Annotated in this window: 16 protein-coding genes; 12 read left to right on the forward strand and 4 right to left on the reverse strand. The window is 68.0% G+C overall.

Annotation, left to right across the window (positions count from 1 at the left end; genetic code table 11):
- Positions 1-1,386 (forward strand): phytoene desaturase family protein (gene crtI / locus ON23_RS34950; RefSeq protein WP_039784131.1); only part of this gene is annotated, 1,386 nt, incomplete at its 5' end.
- A 10-nt stretch (positions 1,387-1,396) separates the two neighbouring features.
- A complete protein-coding gene (locus ON23_RS34955; protein ID WP_039784134.1) occupies positions 1,397-2,368 on the forward strand; it encodes a phytoene/squalene synthase family protein in 972 nt (323 codons plus the stop codon).
- Here ON23_RS34955 and ON23_RS34960 read toward each other — a convergent pair.
- Genes ON23_RS34960 through ON23_RS34970 form a run of 3 tightly spaced genes read right to left on the reverse strand, consistent with a single transcriptional unit; the run spans position 2,325 to position 5,820 of the window.
- A complete protein-coding gene (locus ON23_RS34960; RefSeq protein WP_039784136.1) occupies positions 2,325-3,797 on the reverse strand; it encodes an SDR family oxidoreductase in 1,473 nt (490 codons plus the stop codon). The genes ON23_RS34955 and ON23_RS34960 overlap by 44 nt on opposite strands.
- Positions 3,798-3,821: 24 nt before the next feature.
- Positions 3,822-5,144 carry a cryptochrome/photolyase family protein gene (locus ON23_RS34965; RefSeq protein WP_039784138.1) on the reverse strand — a complete coding sequence of 441 codons (1,323 nt, stop codon included), beginning with the start codon at positions 5,142-5,144 and terminating at the stop codon, positions 3,822-3,824.
- Between the two features lie 55 nt (positions 5,145-5,199).
- Positions 5,200-5,820 carry a lipocalin family protein gene (locus ON23_RS34970; RefSeq protein WP_373282280.1) on the reverse strand — a complete coding sequence of 207 codons (621 nt, stop codon included), beginning with the start codon at positions 5,818-5,820 and terminating at the stop codon, positions 5,200-5,202.
- 255 nt (positions 5,821-6,075) lie between these two features.
- Here ON23_RS34970 and ON23_RS34975 point away from each other — a divergent pair, with 255 nt between their 5' ends.
- The 3 genes from ON23_RS34975 to ON23_RS34985 all read left to right on the forward strand — a co-directional run bounded on the left by ON23_RS34975 (position 6,076) and on the right by ON23_RS34985 (position 8,924).
- The gene (locus ON23_RS34975; protein ID WP_051043817.1) at positions 6,076-6,957 is read left to right on the forward strand and encodes a MerR family transcriptional regulator; all 882 of its coding nucleotides are present in this window, start codon (positions 6,076-6,078) and stop codon (positions 6,955-6,957) included.
- A 160-nt stretch (positions 6,958-7,117) separates the two neighbouring features.
- On the forward strand, positions 7,118-8,149 hold the full coding sequence (locus ON23_RS34980) for an NAD(P)H-dependent amine dehydrogenase family protein (RefSeq protein WP_039784140.1): 1,032 nt from the start codon (positions 7,118-7,120) through the stop codon (positions 8,147-8,149).
- A gap of 4 nt (positions 8,150-8,153) precedes the next feature.
- Positions 8,154-8,924 carry an SDR family NAD(P)-dependent oxidoreductase gene (locus ON23_RS34985; RefSeq protein ID WP_039784142.1) on the forward strand — a complete coding sequence of 257 codons (771 nt, stop codon included), beginning with the start codon at positions 8,154-8,156 and terminating at the stop codon, positions 8,922-8,924.
- Positions 8,925-9,153: 229 nt separating this feature from the next.
- Here ON23_RS34985 and ON23_RS34990 read toward each other — a convergent pair whose 3' ends face one another.
- Complete coding sequence (locus tag ON23_RS34990) at positions 9,154-9,654, reverse strand: hypothetical protein (RefSeq protein WP_051043777.1); 501 nt, start codon at positions 9,652-9,654, stop codon at positions 9,154-9,156.
- A 137-nt stretch (positions 9,655-9,791) separates the two neighbouring features.
- On the opposite strand from ON23_RS34990, the gene ON23_RS34995 reads away from it, so the two are divergent.
- The 7 genes from ON23_RS34995 (at position 9,792) to ON23_RS35025 (ending at position 17,218) form a co-directional block, all read left to right on the forward strand.
- A complete protein-coding gene (locus ON23_RS34995; RefSeq protein ID WP_039784144.1) occupies positions 9,792-10,991 on the forward strand; it encodes a PucR family transcriptional regulator in 1,200 nt (399 codons plus the stop codon).
- Between the two features lie 174 nt (positions 10,992-11,165).
- Entirely contained in the window at positions 11,166-12,620 is a 1,455-nt protein-coding gene (gene lpdA, locus ON23_RS35000; protein ID WP_039784147.1) for a dihydrolipoyl dehydrogenase, read from the forward strand.
- Positions 12,621-12,631: 11 nt separating this feature from the next.
- Positions 12,632-13,801, forward strand: a complete 1,170-nt coding sequence (gene pdhA, locus ON23_RS35005; RefSeq protein WP_083904437.1) for a pyruvate dehydrogenase (acetyl-transferring) E1 component subunit alpha — start codon at positions 12,632-12,634, stop codon at positions 13,799-13,801.
- 18 nt (positions 13,802-13,819) lie between these two features.
- Positions 13,820-14,803 carry an alpha-ketoacid dehydrogenase subunit beta gene (locus ON23_RS35010; RefSeq protein ID WP_210743613.1) on the forward strand — a complete coding sequence of 328 codons (984 nt, stop codon included), beginning with the start codon at positions 13,820-13,822 and terminating at the stop codon, positions 14,801-14,803.
- 11 nt (positions 14,804-14,814) lie between these two features.
- Positions 14,815-16,053, forward strand: coding sequence for a dihydrolipoamide acetyltransferase family protein (locus ON23_RS35015; protein WP_174376543.1), 1,239 nt, complete (start codon positions 14,815-14,817; stop codon positions 16,051-16,053).
- Positions 16,054-16,242: 189 nt separating this feature from the next.
- Positions 16,243-16,470, forward strand: coding sequence for a hypothetical protein (locus tag ON23_RS35020; protein WP_157170386.1), 228 nt, complete (start codon positions 16,243-16,245; stop codon positions 16,468-16,470).
- Positions 16,471-16,771: 301 nt separating this feature from the next.
- On the forward strand, positions 16,772-17,218 hold the full coding sequence (locus tag ON23_RS35025) for a PaaI family thioesterase (RefSeq protein WP_039784156.1): 447 nt from the start codon (positions 16,772-16,774) through the stop codon (positions 17,216-17,218).

A 17,218-nucleotide genomic window follows, 5' to 3' on the forward strand; every position in this document is an offset into this window, starting at 1 on the left:
GTGGACGGCTACCGCCTCGACACGGGTCCGACCGTGCTGACCATGCCGCATCTGGTCGAGGAGACGTTCGCCGCGGTCGGTGAGCGGATGGACAATCGCCTGTCGCTGATGCCGGTGGATCCGGCCTATCGAGCCCACTTCGCCGACGGGCGTCACCTCGAGGTCCACAGCGACGCCGATCGCATGGCCGCCGCGATCACCGAGTTCGCCGGGCCGGGGCCGGCGGCGGGATACCGGCGACTGCGCGCCTGGCTGACCCGGCTCTACCGGACCGAATTCGACTCGTTCATCGCGGCGAATTTCGATTCACCGCTGTCGGCGCTGCGTCCCTCGCTGGCGCGACTGGCGGCGATGGGCGGATTCCGCCGCTGGGACCGCGCGGTCGCCCGGCACATCGACGATCCGGAATTGCGGCGCCTGTTCACCTTTCAGTCCCTGTACGCCGGCGTCGCGCCCAGCCGGGCGATAGCCGCGTACGCGGTGATCGCCTATATGGACACGATCGCCGGTGTCTGGTTCCCGCGCGGCGGTATGCGAGCACTGCCCGACGCGCTCGCCGCGGCCGCACTCGACGCTGGCGTGGAGATTCGCTACGGCACCGCCGTGACGGGCCTGGACCGCAGTGGATCCCGGATCGGCACGGTCGTCACCTCGTCCGGCGAGCGCATCCCGTGCGATGCGGTCGTGCTGACCACCGAGTTGTCCGAGGCCTACCGGTTGACCGGCCACACCCCGCGCCGCCCGCTGCGCCCCACGGCGGCACCGTCCGCGGTCGTATTGCACGTGGGCTGCGAGGCGATGCCCCGGGCGGCCCACCATCATCTGCTCTTCGGCCGCGCCTGGGACGAGGCCTTCGACGACATCATCGCCCGCGGCAGCGTCATGACCGATCCGTCGCTGTTGCTCACCCGGCCCACCGCGGCAGATCCGAGCCTCGCCCCACCCGGTCGCGACCTGCTCTACATCCTCGCTCCGGTACCGAATCTCGTCCGGGGACCGATCAATTGGGACCGCTTCGGTCCCGCCTACGCCGAGGAGATCCTGACCACCGTCCGGGATCGTCTGCCGTTCCCGGTGTCGGATCCGCGGTTGCTCCACATCACCACGCCCGCCGACTGGGCTCGGCGCGGCATGCTCGCCGGCAGCCCGTTCGCCTTGGCGCACACCGTCACTCAGACCGGTCCTTTCCGCCCGGCCAATATGATTCGCGGTCTCGAGAACGTGGTGCTGGCCGGTGGCAGCACCGTCCCCGGCGTGGGCATACCGCCCGTCCTGATCTCCGGACGGCTCGCCGCGGACCGCGTCACCGGGCCGATTTCTGCGCCACGGCCCGCACGCCGACCCGAGGCTGCTCTTTCCACACCGACCGCCGCCATCGCCCGCTGATCGGAAACTCATGTCCCCCATCGCTTTCCTCGACAACGGCCGCACCGATACACAGCTGCGGCGGTCCTATCGCGCCTGCCGGACGCTCAACGCGCGCCACGGCAAGACCTTCTTCCTCGCCACCCGGTTGCTCGCCCCGGATCAGCGTCCGGCGATCCACGCGCTCTACGGCTTCGCCCGCCGCGCCGACGACATCCTCGACGACATCGACCCGAGCCGCCCGGTCACCGAACGCGCGGCGCGACTGGACGCGCTGGCCGCGCAGTTCACCACCGAGAACGCCGATGCCGACGCGGTCCTCCCGGCCGTCCTGCACACGGCACACTCCTACCGCATCCCCACGTCGCTGTTCGACTCGTTCCTGGAGTCGATGCGCATGGATCTCACCGTCACCGACTATCCGGATCGGCGCGCGCTGGACCGCTACGTCTACGGTTCCGCCGAAGTCATCGGATTGCAGGTGCTGCCGGTGCTGGGCACGGTGTGCCCGGTGGACGAGGCCGCCCCCTACGCCGCCGCGCTCGGAAAAGCTTTCCAGCTGACCAACTTTCTGCGCGATGTGGACGAGGACCTGGTCCGGGACCGGGTGTATCTGCCGGCGGACGAACTGGCCGTCCACGGCGTCGACCGAGACCTGCTGCTGTGGTGCCAGGCGCACCGCCGCACCGACCCCCGCGTCCGGCGCGCTCTGATCGCCCAGCATGCCCACACTCGCGGCATCTACGACTACGCCCGTGCCGGGATCGCCCTGCTCGATCCACGGTCGCGCCCATGCGTCGCCGCCGCGCTCACCCTCTATTCGGAAATCCTCGATCGCATCGAAAGCCTGGACTTCGACATCTTCGTTCATCGTGCCCGCGTCGGTATTCCGCGACGGGCCGCGGTGGGAACCCGCGGTCTCGCCGCTGCCGTCTGGTCTCGGAGTCGCGTGGCCGGTGTTATGAAACCGACTGGGACACAGCCTCTTCGGCCGCTCCGGTGATGTTGCGGGTCATTCCGCCGAAGATGAGCGCGTGGAAGGGAGCGATCGCCTTCCAGTACAGGTGACCGGCCAGGCCGTGCGGGTCGAATACGGCCCGCTGCCGGTAGACCGTGCCCCGCGCATCGGTGTCCACGCTCAGCTCCAGCCACGCCCGTCCCGGCACTCGCATTTCCGCGCGCAACACGAGGGTGCGCGGGCGTTCGATGCGTTCCACTCGCCACCAGTCCAGCGCCTCGCCGGCGTGCAGCCGATGCGGATCCCGTCTCCCCCGGCGTAGTCCGGCGCCGCCGGCCAGCCGGTCGATCCAGCCGCGCAACGACCACGCCAGCGGAAACGAATACCAGCCGTATTCGCCGCCGATGGATTCGATCACCGCCCACAGTGTCGCCGGATCGGCGCGCGTGTGGCGTTCTCGCACATCGACATAGAGGGAACCGCCCGACCACACGGGATCGGTGGGCAACGGGGACGACGGTTCACGACCGAGCTGGTCGGCATCCGACCAGCGGGTGGGGACGTCGAGGTCGCGGATGCGCGTCAACGCCAGTTCGACCGCGGTGCGGTAGCCGATCAATCCGCGCGCCGGGTCGGGGATGTGCTCGGCGATCGCGTGGTCTTCGCAGACCACGTCATTGACCAGCGATTCCATCAGCGGCACCGCGATCGCCTTGGGCACCGGGGTGACGAGATTGACCCATTGTGCCGACAGCCACGGGGTGAGCACCGGGACCGGGACGATCACGCGCCGGGGCAGCCGCGCCACTTCGGCGTAGTCACGCATCATCTGTTCGTAGGTGAGCACATCGGGGCCTCCGATATCGAAGGCGCCGCGCACATCCGGCGGTAGTTGGGCTGCCCGCGTCAGGTAGTACAGCACATCACGCACCGCGATCGGCTGGATGCGGTTGCGCACCCAGCGCGGCGTGACCATCACCGGCAGCCGTTCGGTGAGATACCGCAGCATTTCGAAACTGGCCGAACCGGATCCGATGATCACGGCGGCCTGCATCGCTATCGCCGGAACCGATCCCGCGAGCAGAATTCGCCCGACCTCGGCGCGGGAGGACAGGTGCCGCGACAGTCGCTGACCGGGCGGAACGATGCCGCCCAGATACACGATCCGGCGTACCCCCGCGCGGGCCGCCTGCTCGGCGACCAGTGTCGCCGCGCGTCGGTCGACATCGTCGAAGTCCGTTCGCGTCAGCGAATGCACCAGGTAGTAGAGCACATCCGCCTCGGCGCAGGCCGCCGCCACATCCTCGGCGCGGAGCACATCACCGCGCAGGACTTCCACGCTGTCGCGCCAGGCGGCGTCGTCGAGTTTGGCCGGGGTGCGGGCCAGCACTCGCACCTGGTGGCCCGCGGCCAGTAGCTCGGGCACCAACCGGCCACCGATGTAGCCGGTCGCACCGAACACCACACATCGCATACCGTCTCCTGATCACCGCATCGATTACATGCCGGGCACTTCCGCGATCGGCGCCGGATAGGTCGCTTCGTCCATGTCCTCGCGCCACGGGCGGTGCACCGCCGCGCCGGACAGGTGGGCGAGTTCGGGCAGCCAGCGGCGAACGTACTCACCCTCCGGATCGAAACGATGCGCCTGCCGCAGCGGATTGAGCGTGCGATTGGGGCGGGTGTCGGTTCCGGTGCCCGCGACCCACTGCCAATTCATCTGGTTGTTCGCGACATCACCGTCGACCAGCCAGTACCGGAAATGGGCTGCGCCGCTTCGCCAATCCAGCCGCAGGGTTTTGGCCAGGAACGATGCGGTGATCAGCCGCGCGCGTCCCGGCATCCACCCTTCGTCACGTAGTTGGCGCATCGGCGCGTCGACGATCGGGAAACCGGTGCGACCGTGTGTCCACGCGTCGAAAGCCTGCTCATCCTTACGGATCTCGACCGGACCCGAGCGGTAATCGGACCAGGCCGCCGCGGGCCGGGCCGCCAGCACCTGATGGTGGAAGTCGCGCCAGGCCAATTGCCGCGCGAAACTGTGCGCACCCGGGTCCGACATGTCCAGGCGCGACACCACCTCCGCGGCGGACAGGCATCCGAAATGCAGGTACGGCGACAGGTGGGAGGTGGCGTCGGCGGCGAGATCGTCATTGGCCTCGTCATACGCGGTGACCGGATCGGACAGCCAGCGGCGCAACATCTTTCGCCCGGTGGTCTCGCCGCCGACACGCAGATTCGGTGAGGTCCGCACCGTGCGGAGTTCGTCGAGACCCGGTTGTTCGCCGTCCAGCCACGGCACCTCGAGATTTTCGGGCGGCGGCAGCGGACGCCGATGGCGAGCGCTTTCCCAGCGCCGGAAGTACGGCGTGAACACCGCGAAATGATCGCGTCCGGTGCTCGGCTCGATCGCATCGAGGTCCACGCTGGTCACGGTCGCCGCGTGCGTATGCACCTGGCAACCGCGGGACTCGAGCCTGTCACGCAGGGCCGCTTCGCGTCGTTTGCCGTAGTAGCTGACTTCGGCCGCGAGGTGGACCGACTCCGCCTGCGTCTGGGCGACGATCCGTTCGACCTCGTCGACCACGGCGCCGCGCCGTAGAACGAGATGCCCACCGCGCGTCCGCAATTCGTCGTCGAGTTCGTCCAGCGCCGCGGCGAGGAATCGCACCCGGTTGGGTGCGGCCGCCGAGCCGGTGACCAACGATTCGTCGAGGACGAACAGTGGAACCACCGCATCGCCGGCACGCTGCGCCGCGGTCAGCATCGGATTGTCGTGCACCCGCAGATCACGGGTGAACAGAGCTACCGCCACACCCATCGCCACTCACCTCCACTCACCGAACTCGCCATGGCCGGTACGCACCGAGCCGGGCTCACAGCCGGCACAACGGGGTGATATCGCCGCGCCCACCGGTCACCGGCGAGGTCAGGTACAGGCAGGGCTGCTCACCGGCCGCCACGATCGCCGCGACGACGTGGTTCCACTGATCCGCATCCAGTGCGGGCGTGCGGGAGAGCACGAATCCGGAGATCCGGTAGGGGTCTGTGACGAGCGCCCAGGAGTAGTCCGGCCCGAGTGCGGTCACGACATAGTTGGGCGGACCGTCCAGGCTTTCCTGCGTCGGCACGCCCGGGAACGCCACGCGCAACTGTGCTCCCGTCACCGGATCGACCACCCGCGCCGCCCCCTGGATCTCGTTGCCCGCACCCGACCACGTGGTGCACGAGTTGTGCACCGACACATCACCGTTCGGCAGCGCCGCGTACTCGGCGCGCGTATCGCGGGCGCAGACGAGATTGAAATACTGAGGAACTGCGGCGACCTGGTACCAGGTTCCGACGTAACGGCTCAGATCCAGCGCGGGAACGGGAGCCGGACCCGCCGCCGGACTCGCACCGGCGGGCGCCGCGACGGCGCAGAACACGACCGCCGCCGAGACGGCGACACCCGCCAGCCGAGCCGGGCGCATCGCTGTCGCAGCGAACGCGGTCATGCGACGCAGGGCGCCGGTCAGCGTGCCCGCCACCTTCCCGTCGAAGCCACCGGGCCGGTCTACCTGCGAACGATGTTCGAGCACCTGCGACTCCTCTGTTCGATGAGCATGGGTTCGACGACACGGACGATCCTACAGCAATCGATGCGTAATCGATGCATACTGGAGGCACCCGCACGCATCGCCCGCACCGCGCGGGTGCCCCTGCACCGTGACGTTGTGGCGCCCATGCCCGCGAAAGGCAGAATGATCGTCATGTCCGATGTCTCGCCTCCCGACAACGACGCGACCGGATTCTCGGTACGCACCGTCGCGGAGCGCATCGGCATCCCCACCGCGACCCTGCGCAGCTGGAATCAGCGCTACGGCATCGGCCCCTCGCAACATCGGCGCGGTCGCCACCGCCTCTACTCCGAGGCCGATATCGCCCGGCTCGAGCGCATGGTCGTACTCGTCCGAGGCGGATCGAGTCCGGCGCGGGCCGCCGAGTCCGTGCGCGGACCACTGCCGGTCGCCGGAGACCACGCGTCACTGCTCGAAGCCGCCTTCGCCTCCGACCCCACCACACTGCAGTCGTTGCTGCTCGCCCACATTCGCGCCTTCGGCGTGGTGGATACCTGGGATCGGCTGTGCCGCCCGGCCTTCGCCGAGATCGTCCAACGGCAAGGGGAGGGCATCGGATGCATCGACGTCGAACACCTACTGTCCTGGTGCATTACGGCGGCACTGCACCGCGCGGTCCCACCACCGGCCGACGCACCCGCCACCCCGGTACTGCTCGCCTGCACCAGCGGTGAAGCACACTCCCTGCCACTCGAGGTCCTGCGCGCGGCCCTCGCCGAGCGCGACGTCCCGGCCACCATGCTCGGCCCCAACGTCCCCACCCCCGCCCTCGGCGACGCCCTCGATCGCAGCGCGCCGGACTCGGTAGCGGTGCTGTGGTCACAGCAGGAATCGACCGCCCTCCTCTCGGCCGTGCGTACGTGCGCCGACCGCGGCGCCCGCGTCCTGCTGGCAGGCCCCGGCTGGCAGGACATACCCGCCCCCCACACCGCCGAAATCGTCGACGACCTCCAGTCCGCGCTGACGGAACTGACCCGCGCCCACCCGGCCGAGGTGTCGTCTCGACCACGCTGACCTTGCATCACCGGCGGCGAGCACGCAGTGCAGGTACCCCTCGCTCCGCCGTCGAGAGCCTGCCGGACCTTGTCCGACCGTGTGTGTGATGCTAATTTTCGTATACGAGAATTGCATTCTCATCCGGCCGACACCACCGGCAGCTCGAAAGGTCGATCACGTGCGCGTCATTCAATGGACCACCGGGAAGGTCGGAAAGCTCAGTCTGCGAGGGATTCTCGACGATCCGCGACTCGAGTTGGCCGGTGTCTACGCCTATTCCGACGACAAGGTCGGAGTGGATGCGGGCAGGCTGTGCGGGCGGCCCGATACGGGAGTGCTCGCCACCGCCGATATCGACGCGCTGCTCGCGCTCGACGCGGACACCGTCATCTACACGCCGTTCATGGCCGACCTCGACCATGCGACGCGGCTGCTCGCGAGCGGCCTCGACGTCATCAGCACCAACCTGTTCCTCAACGTCGGCGGAATTCAGGGCGAGACGGAGCGGAAACTCGCCGCCGCCTGTGAACGCGGGAACAGCTCGCTGCATATCACCGGCATCAATCCCGGCTGGGTCAATGCCGTGACCACCGCATTGACCGCGGTGTGCCGTGACATCCGATCGATTTCGATCTTCGAATCGGCCGATGTCTCGGTCTACGAATCCGCGGAAACATGGCAGGCCCTGGGAATTTCACGGCCCGAGGCCACCCCGGAGCTGATCGAGATCGCGAAACTGTGGATGAGCACATTCCGTGATTCGGTGCGACGCATGGGCGTGGCCCTCGGCTACGAATTCGACGATATGGATTTCTCCATCGAATACGCGACCGCCGCCGAAACGGTGGATCTGGGCTGGATCCGCATCGAGAAGGACACCATTGCCGCGGTGCGCGGCGGATGGGCCGGCACAGTCGGCGAGAAATCCGTCGTCCGGTCGAACGTCGCCTGGTATCTGACCGAAAAGCTCAATGAGAGCTGGGAATTCGACGACGACCACTATCACATCGTCATCGAAGGAGAACCCGAGGTGCGGACCCGGATCAGGTTCGTCCCGCCGGACAGCTGGGGAAATCACGAATGGGACACCATGACCGCGATGCCCGCGGTGAATGCCGTATTCGACGTCGCCCGAGCGCCCGCCGGCATCTCGACGCTCAAAGAAGTGGGATTGCCCTGCGCGCCCGCCGATCTGTGGCTGTCGAGGTGACGCGGTGGGATATGCCGACCAGCTGTTCGATCTGACCGGCACGGTGGTTCTGGTCACCGGCGGCAGCCGCGGACTGGGGCGCGAGATGGCCTTCGCCGCCGCGCGCTGTGGTGCCGATGTGATCATCGCCAGCCGCAACTACGACAATTGCGTGGCCACCGCCGACGAGATCGCACACGAAACCGGACGCGCCGCCATGCCCTACGGCGTGCACATCGGCCGCTGGGACCAGCTCGACGGGTTGGTCGACGCCTGCTACGACCGGTTCGGCAAGGTCGATGTCCTCATCAACAACGCCGGGATGCAACCGGTCTACGACGATCTGCCGTCGGTGAGCGAGAAGCTGTTCGACGCCATCATCGCCCTGAATCTCAAAGGGCCCTTTCGATTGTCGGCACTTCTCGGGGAGCGCATGGTGGCGGCGGGCCGCGGATCCATCGTCAACGTCAGTTCCACCGGTTCCATCCGGCCGCGCCCGTCGATCGTGCCCTATGCCGCGGCCAAGGCGGGACTCAATGCCATGACCGAAGGCCTCGCCCTGGCATTCGGCCCGGCCGTCCGAGTCAATACCCTGATGGCCGGCCCCTACCGCACCGACGCCACCGCCGGATGGTATCTCGACAACCTGGGACCCGACGACAATCCGTTCGCCGCCCATGCCCTGCAACGCATCGGCCATCCCAGCGAAATCGTCGGAGCCGCATTATTTCTCGCTTCCGACGCCTCCAGTTACACCACCGGATCGATCCTCCGCTCCGACGGCGGCATGCCGTAACGACCTGCGCGGCAACCGGTAACCGGCTGTCGGCGCGAAGGCCTCAGCTCAGGCTCTGTTCCGACCGTGATCAGCCGGCCAGGAATTCCAGGCGGTTGCCCACCGGATCGGCGGTGCGGAAACGGCGGCGACCGGGGATCTCGGCGGGATCCGCCCACCGGACCTCATGTCCGGCCGCCGTGACCGCGTCGACGACGAAGGCGGAATTCGCCGTGCGTTCCGGTCGCGACTACGGTGCGCGTCGAGCCGCCGGACGGTGCTCGGCATCGTCCTCGTCGTCCTCCGCGTCGTCGTGAATACGGTTGCGGGTCAGCGCAAGTCCGGTCCCGACGACGCCGATCAGACTCAACGCGATGGCAATGCTCGACCAGCCGTCCCTGTGCCAGTACACATCTTCGAGCGTGATCAGCAGCGCTGCCTCATCCACGATCAGCGCCAGCGCGATCCCCAGCGCCAAACCCATCCAGGTGCGCGCCCGGGGACTGCGATCGACCATGCCGAAGATGGCGACACCGGCCAGCAGCACCAGCCCCCACAGGTAATGGTGCAGATGAGTTCCGCCGGTGGATACATCGCCGACGTTGCTGGTGTCGATATGAATCAGCCAGGTCACCAGCCGGGCGCCACCGAAAGTGACGGTGAACGCCAGCCAGGCCAGCACGATCCCGCGGCGAGATTCCTCGATCTGGTTCCATCGGCGCGGAAACCGAAAACGAGCAGCTCCAGTCATGGCGCCGATATACCCCCGGCGGGCACCGCCAAGCGGTCACGACGGCCGGTGCTACCTCACACCCAGCGGCCGAAACCGGCACCGCGCCGACCGGTCGGCGTCCTGTGCGCATCGCCGCTCGACGTACTGTGGCCGTCGTGGCGCCCGCAGAAATCCCCGAACAAGTGCCCGACTCCGCGGAGTTGGCGAGGGCGTGCGGGAGCGATATCGCCGAGCTCACCGCCCGGCTCATGGCGGCGGTGTTCACCGACAATCCGGAGTGGACCGACTATTCGGCGGTGAGCAGAACCGACCTGCAGGAGGGATGCCGGCGATTCCTGACGCGGGTGCTGGAGTTGCTCGCGGCGAAGGGGGCCGGCGCCGAGCGCGACGATGTGGCCGCCGCGATCGGCCGGCAGCGCGCCGCGCAGGGTGTTCCGCTCGAGGCCATGCAGCGCACCTTCCGCCTGGGCGGGCGCATCGTGTGGGAAGCGCTGATGGATCGGGCCGGCGATATGTCACCTGCCGATTTCCGTGAAATCGGGACCGCGATGTGGGCGGTTGTCGACGGGATGTCCTCGGCGCTGGTGACCTCCTATCGCGGCGCCGAACTCGACCGGGTCCGACGCGACGAGCGCCGCCGCCACGCCCTGATCGAAGATGTCCTCTCCGGGCGTGGTCGCGACGCCGCCTTCGCGGCGTATGCGGCGCGGGAACTCGACCTCCCCGCCGGTGGCGACTATCTGGTGGTCGTCGCTCGCGGGGAACCGCAGCCGCTGCGGCTGGGCACCGAAAGTGCGTTGGCGGCCATGGGGATTCGTTCGGTCCGCCACGATCGGGGCGACCACACGGTCGGCATCGTCGCGCTGGAACAGCATTCGCCGCAGCAGGTGGCGGAGCTGCTGGGCCCGCTCGTTCTCGGACGCGCGGGGCTGTCCCCGGCGGTCGACGGATTGGCCGAGATCGACGTCGCCCACGCACTCGCCACGCTGGCACTCGATACCGCGCCGCGAGACCGCGAAGCCACCCTCACACTGCTGGACGATCGCTACCCGGAAGCCCTGCTGGTGCGCGCGCCCGATCTGGCGCAGCGATTGGTCCAACGGTGCTTGGGCCCGATTCTGGCGCTGCCCGCCAGAGAGCGCGACATCCTGCTGCGCACACTGACGGTCTGGCTGGCCGAGAACTGCTCGGCCGCGCACGCCGCACCGCTGTTGCACTGCCATCGCAACACCGTCATCAACCGGCTCCAGCGCGCCGCGACGCTGCTCGGGCGGCCATTGGAAGGCCGGCGCCACCAATTCGAACTCACCCTCGCGCTCACCGCCCGCGACCTGCTCGATCACCCCGCCGGCTGAACGTTTCCCGCACCGTAGCCGCAAGCGATATTGGGCGCAGCGCCCAATTCCGGGTCGCAAAACCTGGGCTTGCCGGGAATTGTCCGGTGTCCGTACGCGGATAAGACTCCACACCTGATGACCCACACCGCAACCGGATTCGGGTCACGCGATTCAGGACGAGGAGCACCACAAGTGCCGGAATTCGATCTCTTGATCATCGGCGGCGGGCCGGGCGGGTACGTCGCGGCGATCCGCGCGGCCCAGCGCGGACTGCACGTCGCCGTGGTGGAGAAGGAACGCCCGGGCGGGGTGTGCCTGAACTGGGGCTGCATCCCCACCAAGGCCATGCTGCGCTCGGCGGAGGTATTCCAAACACTGGGCGCCGCAGCCGATTTCGGTGTGCAGGCAGACAACGTGCGGTTCGACTTCGCGGCCGTCCGCCGGCGCAAGGACGGAATCGTCGGCACACTCACCGGCGGCGTGGCCGGGCTCCTACGGGCCAACGGCGTCACCGTGATCGAGGGACATGCCCGTTTCACCGGACCGACCACGGTCGAGGTATTCGAGCCGGGTCCCTCGCCGGTCTTCCCGGACGGTCCCCGCTACGCGGCCGCCCCGACCGGCACCCCGACGCGAACCGTGACGGCCACCGACGTGATCGTCGCCACCGGGTCGGTGCCCGCGCTCCTGCCCGTGCCGGGCGCCGACCTGCCCGGTGTGATCACCTCCGACGGCGCGTTCGGGTTGACCGAGGTACCGCGGCGGCTGGTCGTCATCGGCGGCAGCGCGGTCGGCGTCGAATGGGCCGGCCTGTTCGCCGCCTTCGGCGCCGAGGTGACCGTCGTGGAGATGCGGGACCGGCTGGTTCCCGCGGAGGACACCGAGATCGGCGCCGCACTGGGCCGCTCGTTCACCGAGCGCGGCATCACCGTCCTGACCGGTTGCACCGTCACCGGCATCGACCGGACCGGCGATGCGCTGGAGGTCGACGTGAACGGCGCGACGCCTCGGACGATCGCGGCCGACGTCGTGCTCGTCGGTGTGGGACGGCGGCCGAACACCGCCGACCTCGACCTGAAATACGCCGGAATCGAGACCGACGCACGAGGTTTCATCCCGGTCGACGACCGCCTGCGGACCACGGTCGAACACGTCTACGCCATCGGCGATGTCACCGGCAAGGCGCTGCTGGCCCATGTGGCCTCCCATCAGGGGCTCGCCGCCGCCGACGTCATCGCCGGTCACGACACGCACATCGATTACACCGTCATCCCCGCGGCGACGTTCACCCATCCGGAGATCGCGAGCGTCGGCCTGACCGAGGACGCGGCTCGCGCCGGCGGCCACGAGGTGATCACCGCGAAATTCCCGTTCGCCGCACTCGGGCGAGCCCAAGCGCTCGGCGATACCCACGGCTTCTGCAAGATCGTGGCCGGGGCACGCCATCGGGAAGTGCTCGGCGTGCACATCATCGGCCCCTCGGCGAGCGACCTGATTGCCGAAGGGGCGCTGGCGATGTCGCTCGAAGCGACGCTCGACGAACTCGCCGACACCATCCACGCCCACCCCACGCTCGGCGAGATCGGTATGGAAGCAGCCCTGACCGGGCTCGGCCTGCCGGTCCACACCGCGCCGCGTTCACGTTGAGGAGCACCACCGTGACTACCACAACCCCACCGAAGGCCACGCGCACGTCGACCCGGCGCGCATCCAAACGAGCGGCCGTGACCGCCGAGTCGACCGGGATCGCGTCGAGCGAATCGCTACCGGACGCCCGAACCGCCTCGCAGACACCATCATTCGACGCCCGTGTGGCGGCCGAGGACCCCGGCACACTGCGGAAGCTGTATCGCGACATGCTGTTCGTGCGCCGATTCGAGGAGCGCACCGCGCAGAGCTATCAGCAGGCCAAGATCGGCGGCTACTGCCACCTCAACCTCGGCGAGGAGGCCACCGTGGTCGGCCTGGGCGCGGCGATGCGGCCCACCGACTATCTGTTCACCAACTATCGGGAACACGGTTACGCCCTGACCAAGGGCATCGAACCCGGCCGGGTCATGGCCGAACTGTACGGCCGCTCCACCGGCACCTCCAAAGGCTGGGGCGGATCGATGCACATGTACGACACCCAGACCCGGCTGCTCGGCGGCTACGCCATCGTCGGCGGCCAGGTACCGCTCGCCGTCGGCGCGGCCCTGGCGATCGACTACCGCGGTGGCGATGACGTCGTCGTCTGCCAAATGGGTGAGGGCACAACGAATATCGGCGCCTTCCACGAATCGCTCAACCTGGCCGCGCTGTGGAATCTGCCGATCGTCTTCCTGGTGGTCAACAACCAGACCGGCATGGGCACCACCGTCGAGAAGTCCTCCGCCGAACCGGATCTGTGGAAACGCGCCGCCGCCTACCGCATGTGCGGCGAACGCGTCGACGGCACCGATGTCCTCGCCGTCCGCGAGGTGGCGAGCGAGCTGATCGAGGCCGCACGCCGCGAAGGCAAGCCGGCGCTGCTGGAAGCCGTCAGCCACCGTCTCAAAGGCCACTCGGTGGTCGATCCCGCGAAATACCGCACCGGTGAAGCCGTCTCAGCCGCTCGCGACAACGACCCGATCGCCCGATGGCAGACCGCCCTGCTGAAAGCCGGTGTGCTCAGCGAGGATTCGGCCGCCGCCCTGGACGCGGAGATACTCGCCGAGGTCGCGGCCGCCGTCGAGTTCGCCGACACCAGTCCGCATCCGCAGCCGTCGAGCCTGTTCGACTACACCTACGCCACCCCGGTGCCCGGCGATTCCCGCCGCCTGCCCGGCGACCCGCTCTTCACCGCCTGAGGACCCCCCGTGCCTGTCATGACCTACCGCGAAGCGCTGCGCGAGACCCTGCGCGAGGAAATGCGCCGCGACGACGACATCTTCCTCATCGGTGAGGAGATCGGCGTCTTCGAAGGCTCCTACAAGATCACCGCCGGACTGCTGAACGAATTCGGCGACAAACGCGTTCGCGACACCCCGATCGCGGAGGAAGGGTTCGTCGGCGCGGCCATCGGCGCCGCCATGCTGGGCTTGCGCCCGGTCGTGGAGATCATGACGATCAACTTCTCGCTGCTCGCGCTGGATCAGATCGTCAATCACGCCGCCAAGATCTACGGCATGTTCGGCGGGCAGACCAGCGTGCCGATGGTCATCCGCACCCCCGGCGGCGGCGGACAACAACTCGGCGCCACCCACTCCCAGAACATCGAGCTCTATTACGCGTTCGTGCCCGGACTCAAAGTCGTCGCGCCCAGTACTCCCGCCGACGCCCGCGCCCTGCTCAAGGCCGCCATCGACGACGACGATCCGGTGCTGTTCCTGGAGAACCTGTCACTGTACAACACCAAAGGCGAAGTGCCGGAGGATCTTTCGCCCGCGCAGATCGGCAAGGCCGCCGTCACTCGCAAGGGCACCGACATCACGCTGATCGGCTACTCCCGCATGGCCACGGTCTGCACCCAGGTCGCGGACAAGCTTGCCGCCGAGGGCATTTCCGCCGAGGTGATCGACCTGCGCAGCCTGCGACCGCTCGACCGCGACACCCTCGTCCACTCGGTCCGCACCACCGGGTGTGCGGTCATCGGCGAGGACGACTGGCTCACCTACGGCATCGGCGCCGAAATCGCGGCCTCGATCTCCGACGGCGCCTTCGACTACCTCGACGCCCCCGTACGCCGCGTCGCCATGGCCGAAGTGCCGCTCCCCTACGCCAAGCCGCTGGAGAAGCTGGCACTGCCGTCCGTCGAATCGCTCTACACCGCCGCCGTCGAAACCCTTGCGGCCGTGGGCAAGCGACGCTGAGAGGAAGATCGTTGTCCGACATCACCATGCCCCGCCTGTCCGACACCATGGAAGACGGCGTCGTCGCAAGCTGGCTCAAACAGGTCGGTGACACCGTCACCCGCGGCGAAGTGCTCGCCGAAATCGAAACCGACAAGGCCCTGATGGAACTCGAGGCCTACGACGACGGCATCCTCGAACGCATCATCGCCGCACCCGGAACCCGCGTGCCGATCGGCGAACCCATCGCCATTCTCGGCGACGGCAGTGGGACCGCTGCCGCACCCACACTGTCTTCGACTGTTCAGCAGGCCGAGACCGCATCGGCACAGCCGCACACCGAGCAGCCGCAAGAGCCGGCCCCCCAGTCCGCCGCCGACGCCGTCCGGCACAAATCCTCGCCGCTGGCACGCAAGATCGCACAGGAGCTCGGTGTCGAAATCACGACCGTCACCGGAACCGGCCCCGGCGGGCGCATCACCCGTCTCGACGTCGAAAACGCCCACGCGACAAGAACTCCCGACACTGCGCAAACGACCGCCGCGCCGGAACACACGGAACCGGCCACCCCGGCCACCGGCGACTACGACGAAATCCCGCTGACCGGCATCCAGCGCGTCTCCGCCACTCGCCTCACCGAGAGCAAACAGCAGGCGCCACACATCTACCTGACCAGCGCCATCGACGTCACCGAACTCCTCGCCTTCCGCACCCGGATCAACGAGACACTCGCCGACACCGGGGCCGGCAAGGTCAGCGTCAACGATCTGCTCGTCAAAGCCGTCGCCACGACACTGCGCGCGAACCCCGCGGTCAACGTCTCCTTCGCCGGTGACACCCTGCGCCGCCACCACGGCATTCACCTCGGCGTCGCCGTCGCCACCCCCGCCGGCTTGCTTGTCCCGGTCATTCGCGACGCCGACCGCAAAACGGTGTCGGCCATCGCCGCCGAAACCCGCGACAAGGCCGAACGCGCACGCGACCGCAAGCTCCGCGCCGAGGAGATGACCGGCGGCACCTTCACCCTCTCCAACCTCGGCATGTACGGCATCGAGCACTTCACCGCCGTCATCAATCCGCCCGAAGCCGCCATCCTCGCGATCGGCGCCGCCACCGACGAACTGCGACTCGACGGCGACGAGGTCGTGAGCCGAAAAGTCTTGCACGTCACCATGTCCGCCGACCACCGCGCCATCGACGGCGCCGTCGCCGCGCAATTCCTCGCCCAGCTGAGGGAACTGGTCGAGCACCCGCTGCGGATCGTGACCTAGGGTCCCGATGATGTGCGCGGGTCCCCAGAGTTCCGGAAAATGATCTGAAATGGGTTCGAACCGTTGAGTCGGCCGCGGGAACGGCGTTCAATCGAAGGGACGGTCCACGTTACGAGTCGGGGCACGAGAATCCTGTGGATCGCGTGCGCACAGCGCGCAATACGGAGAGTGATCGACATGATGGGGACAGTGCATCGAACCGCGGCGCGCGTGCTCATGGTGACCGCCATCGCGGTCGCGCCGATACTGCCTGCCGCGCCGGCTCTGGCGGAACAGCCGGCCGGAGCCCCGGCGGTTCAGGTGGCCCATGACACCGGCTGGTACGGAATTCCCTGCAATTGGGGCTTCAACTGGCTGTACCCGCAGTGCTGGTTCGGCTGGGGTAACTACGACGGTTTCCACGGCTGGCTGTGGTAGGCCGATAGCCGCCGGGAAGGACAGATCGGTCGCCGTTGCGTGGCGGCCGATACCGTTGCGGCACGGCACATTCCCGGACGTCTCCGGCCCTGCGGCGCGTATGTCGTCGGATCAGCGGTGACCGGGCCGCACCTCTTCGATGATGACGTCATCACCGGCCCGCACGCTCCGGACAGCGACCTCGCAGACGCCAGAACTTGAAGTTGACGTCAAGTTTAAATTAGAGTGATGAATGTCGTTGCCGGCATCTCCCCGATTCCGGCCGCAGAGCGTTGGGGAGCGCCCCGAGAGGAACCGAGTGATGAGTGGGCAGCAGGCCGAGAATCCGGAGTTCGCACAGCTCGTGCAGGCCGTCGTCCTCAGCATGCCGGCGGCGCGGCACCTGGGGTTCTCGTTCCGCCGCGTGGAGCGCGGCGAGGTGGAGCTCGTCCAGCCGTATCGCACGGAGTTGACCGAGCACAACGGCAACTTCCAGGGCGGTGTGATCGGATCGCTCGCGGACTTCGCGGGCGGATCCGCGGCGGGCACGCTGCTACCGGCCGGCTGGGTGAACATGACGGTCGACTACACCGTCAAACTGCTCGCACCGGCGCGAGGTGAGCATCTGGTGGCCCGCGGACGCGTGCTGAAGCCCGGCAAGGCGATCACCGTCGCGGCCGCCGACGTCTTCGGCGTCCATCACGGTAGCGAAACATTGTGCGCGACAGCGTTGGTCACGATGCGAAACCTCGACATGCGCACTGCGTGA

The sequence above is a fragment of the Nocardia cerradoensis NBRC 101014 genome, from assembly GCF_000308535.1.
Taxonomy (GTDB): Bacteria; Actinomycetota; Actinomycetes; order Mycobacteriales; family Mycobacteriaceae; genus Nocardia; species Nocardia cerradoensis.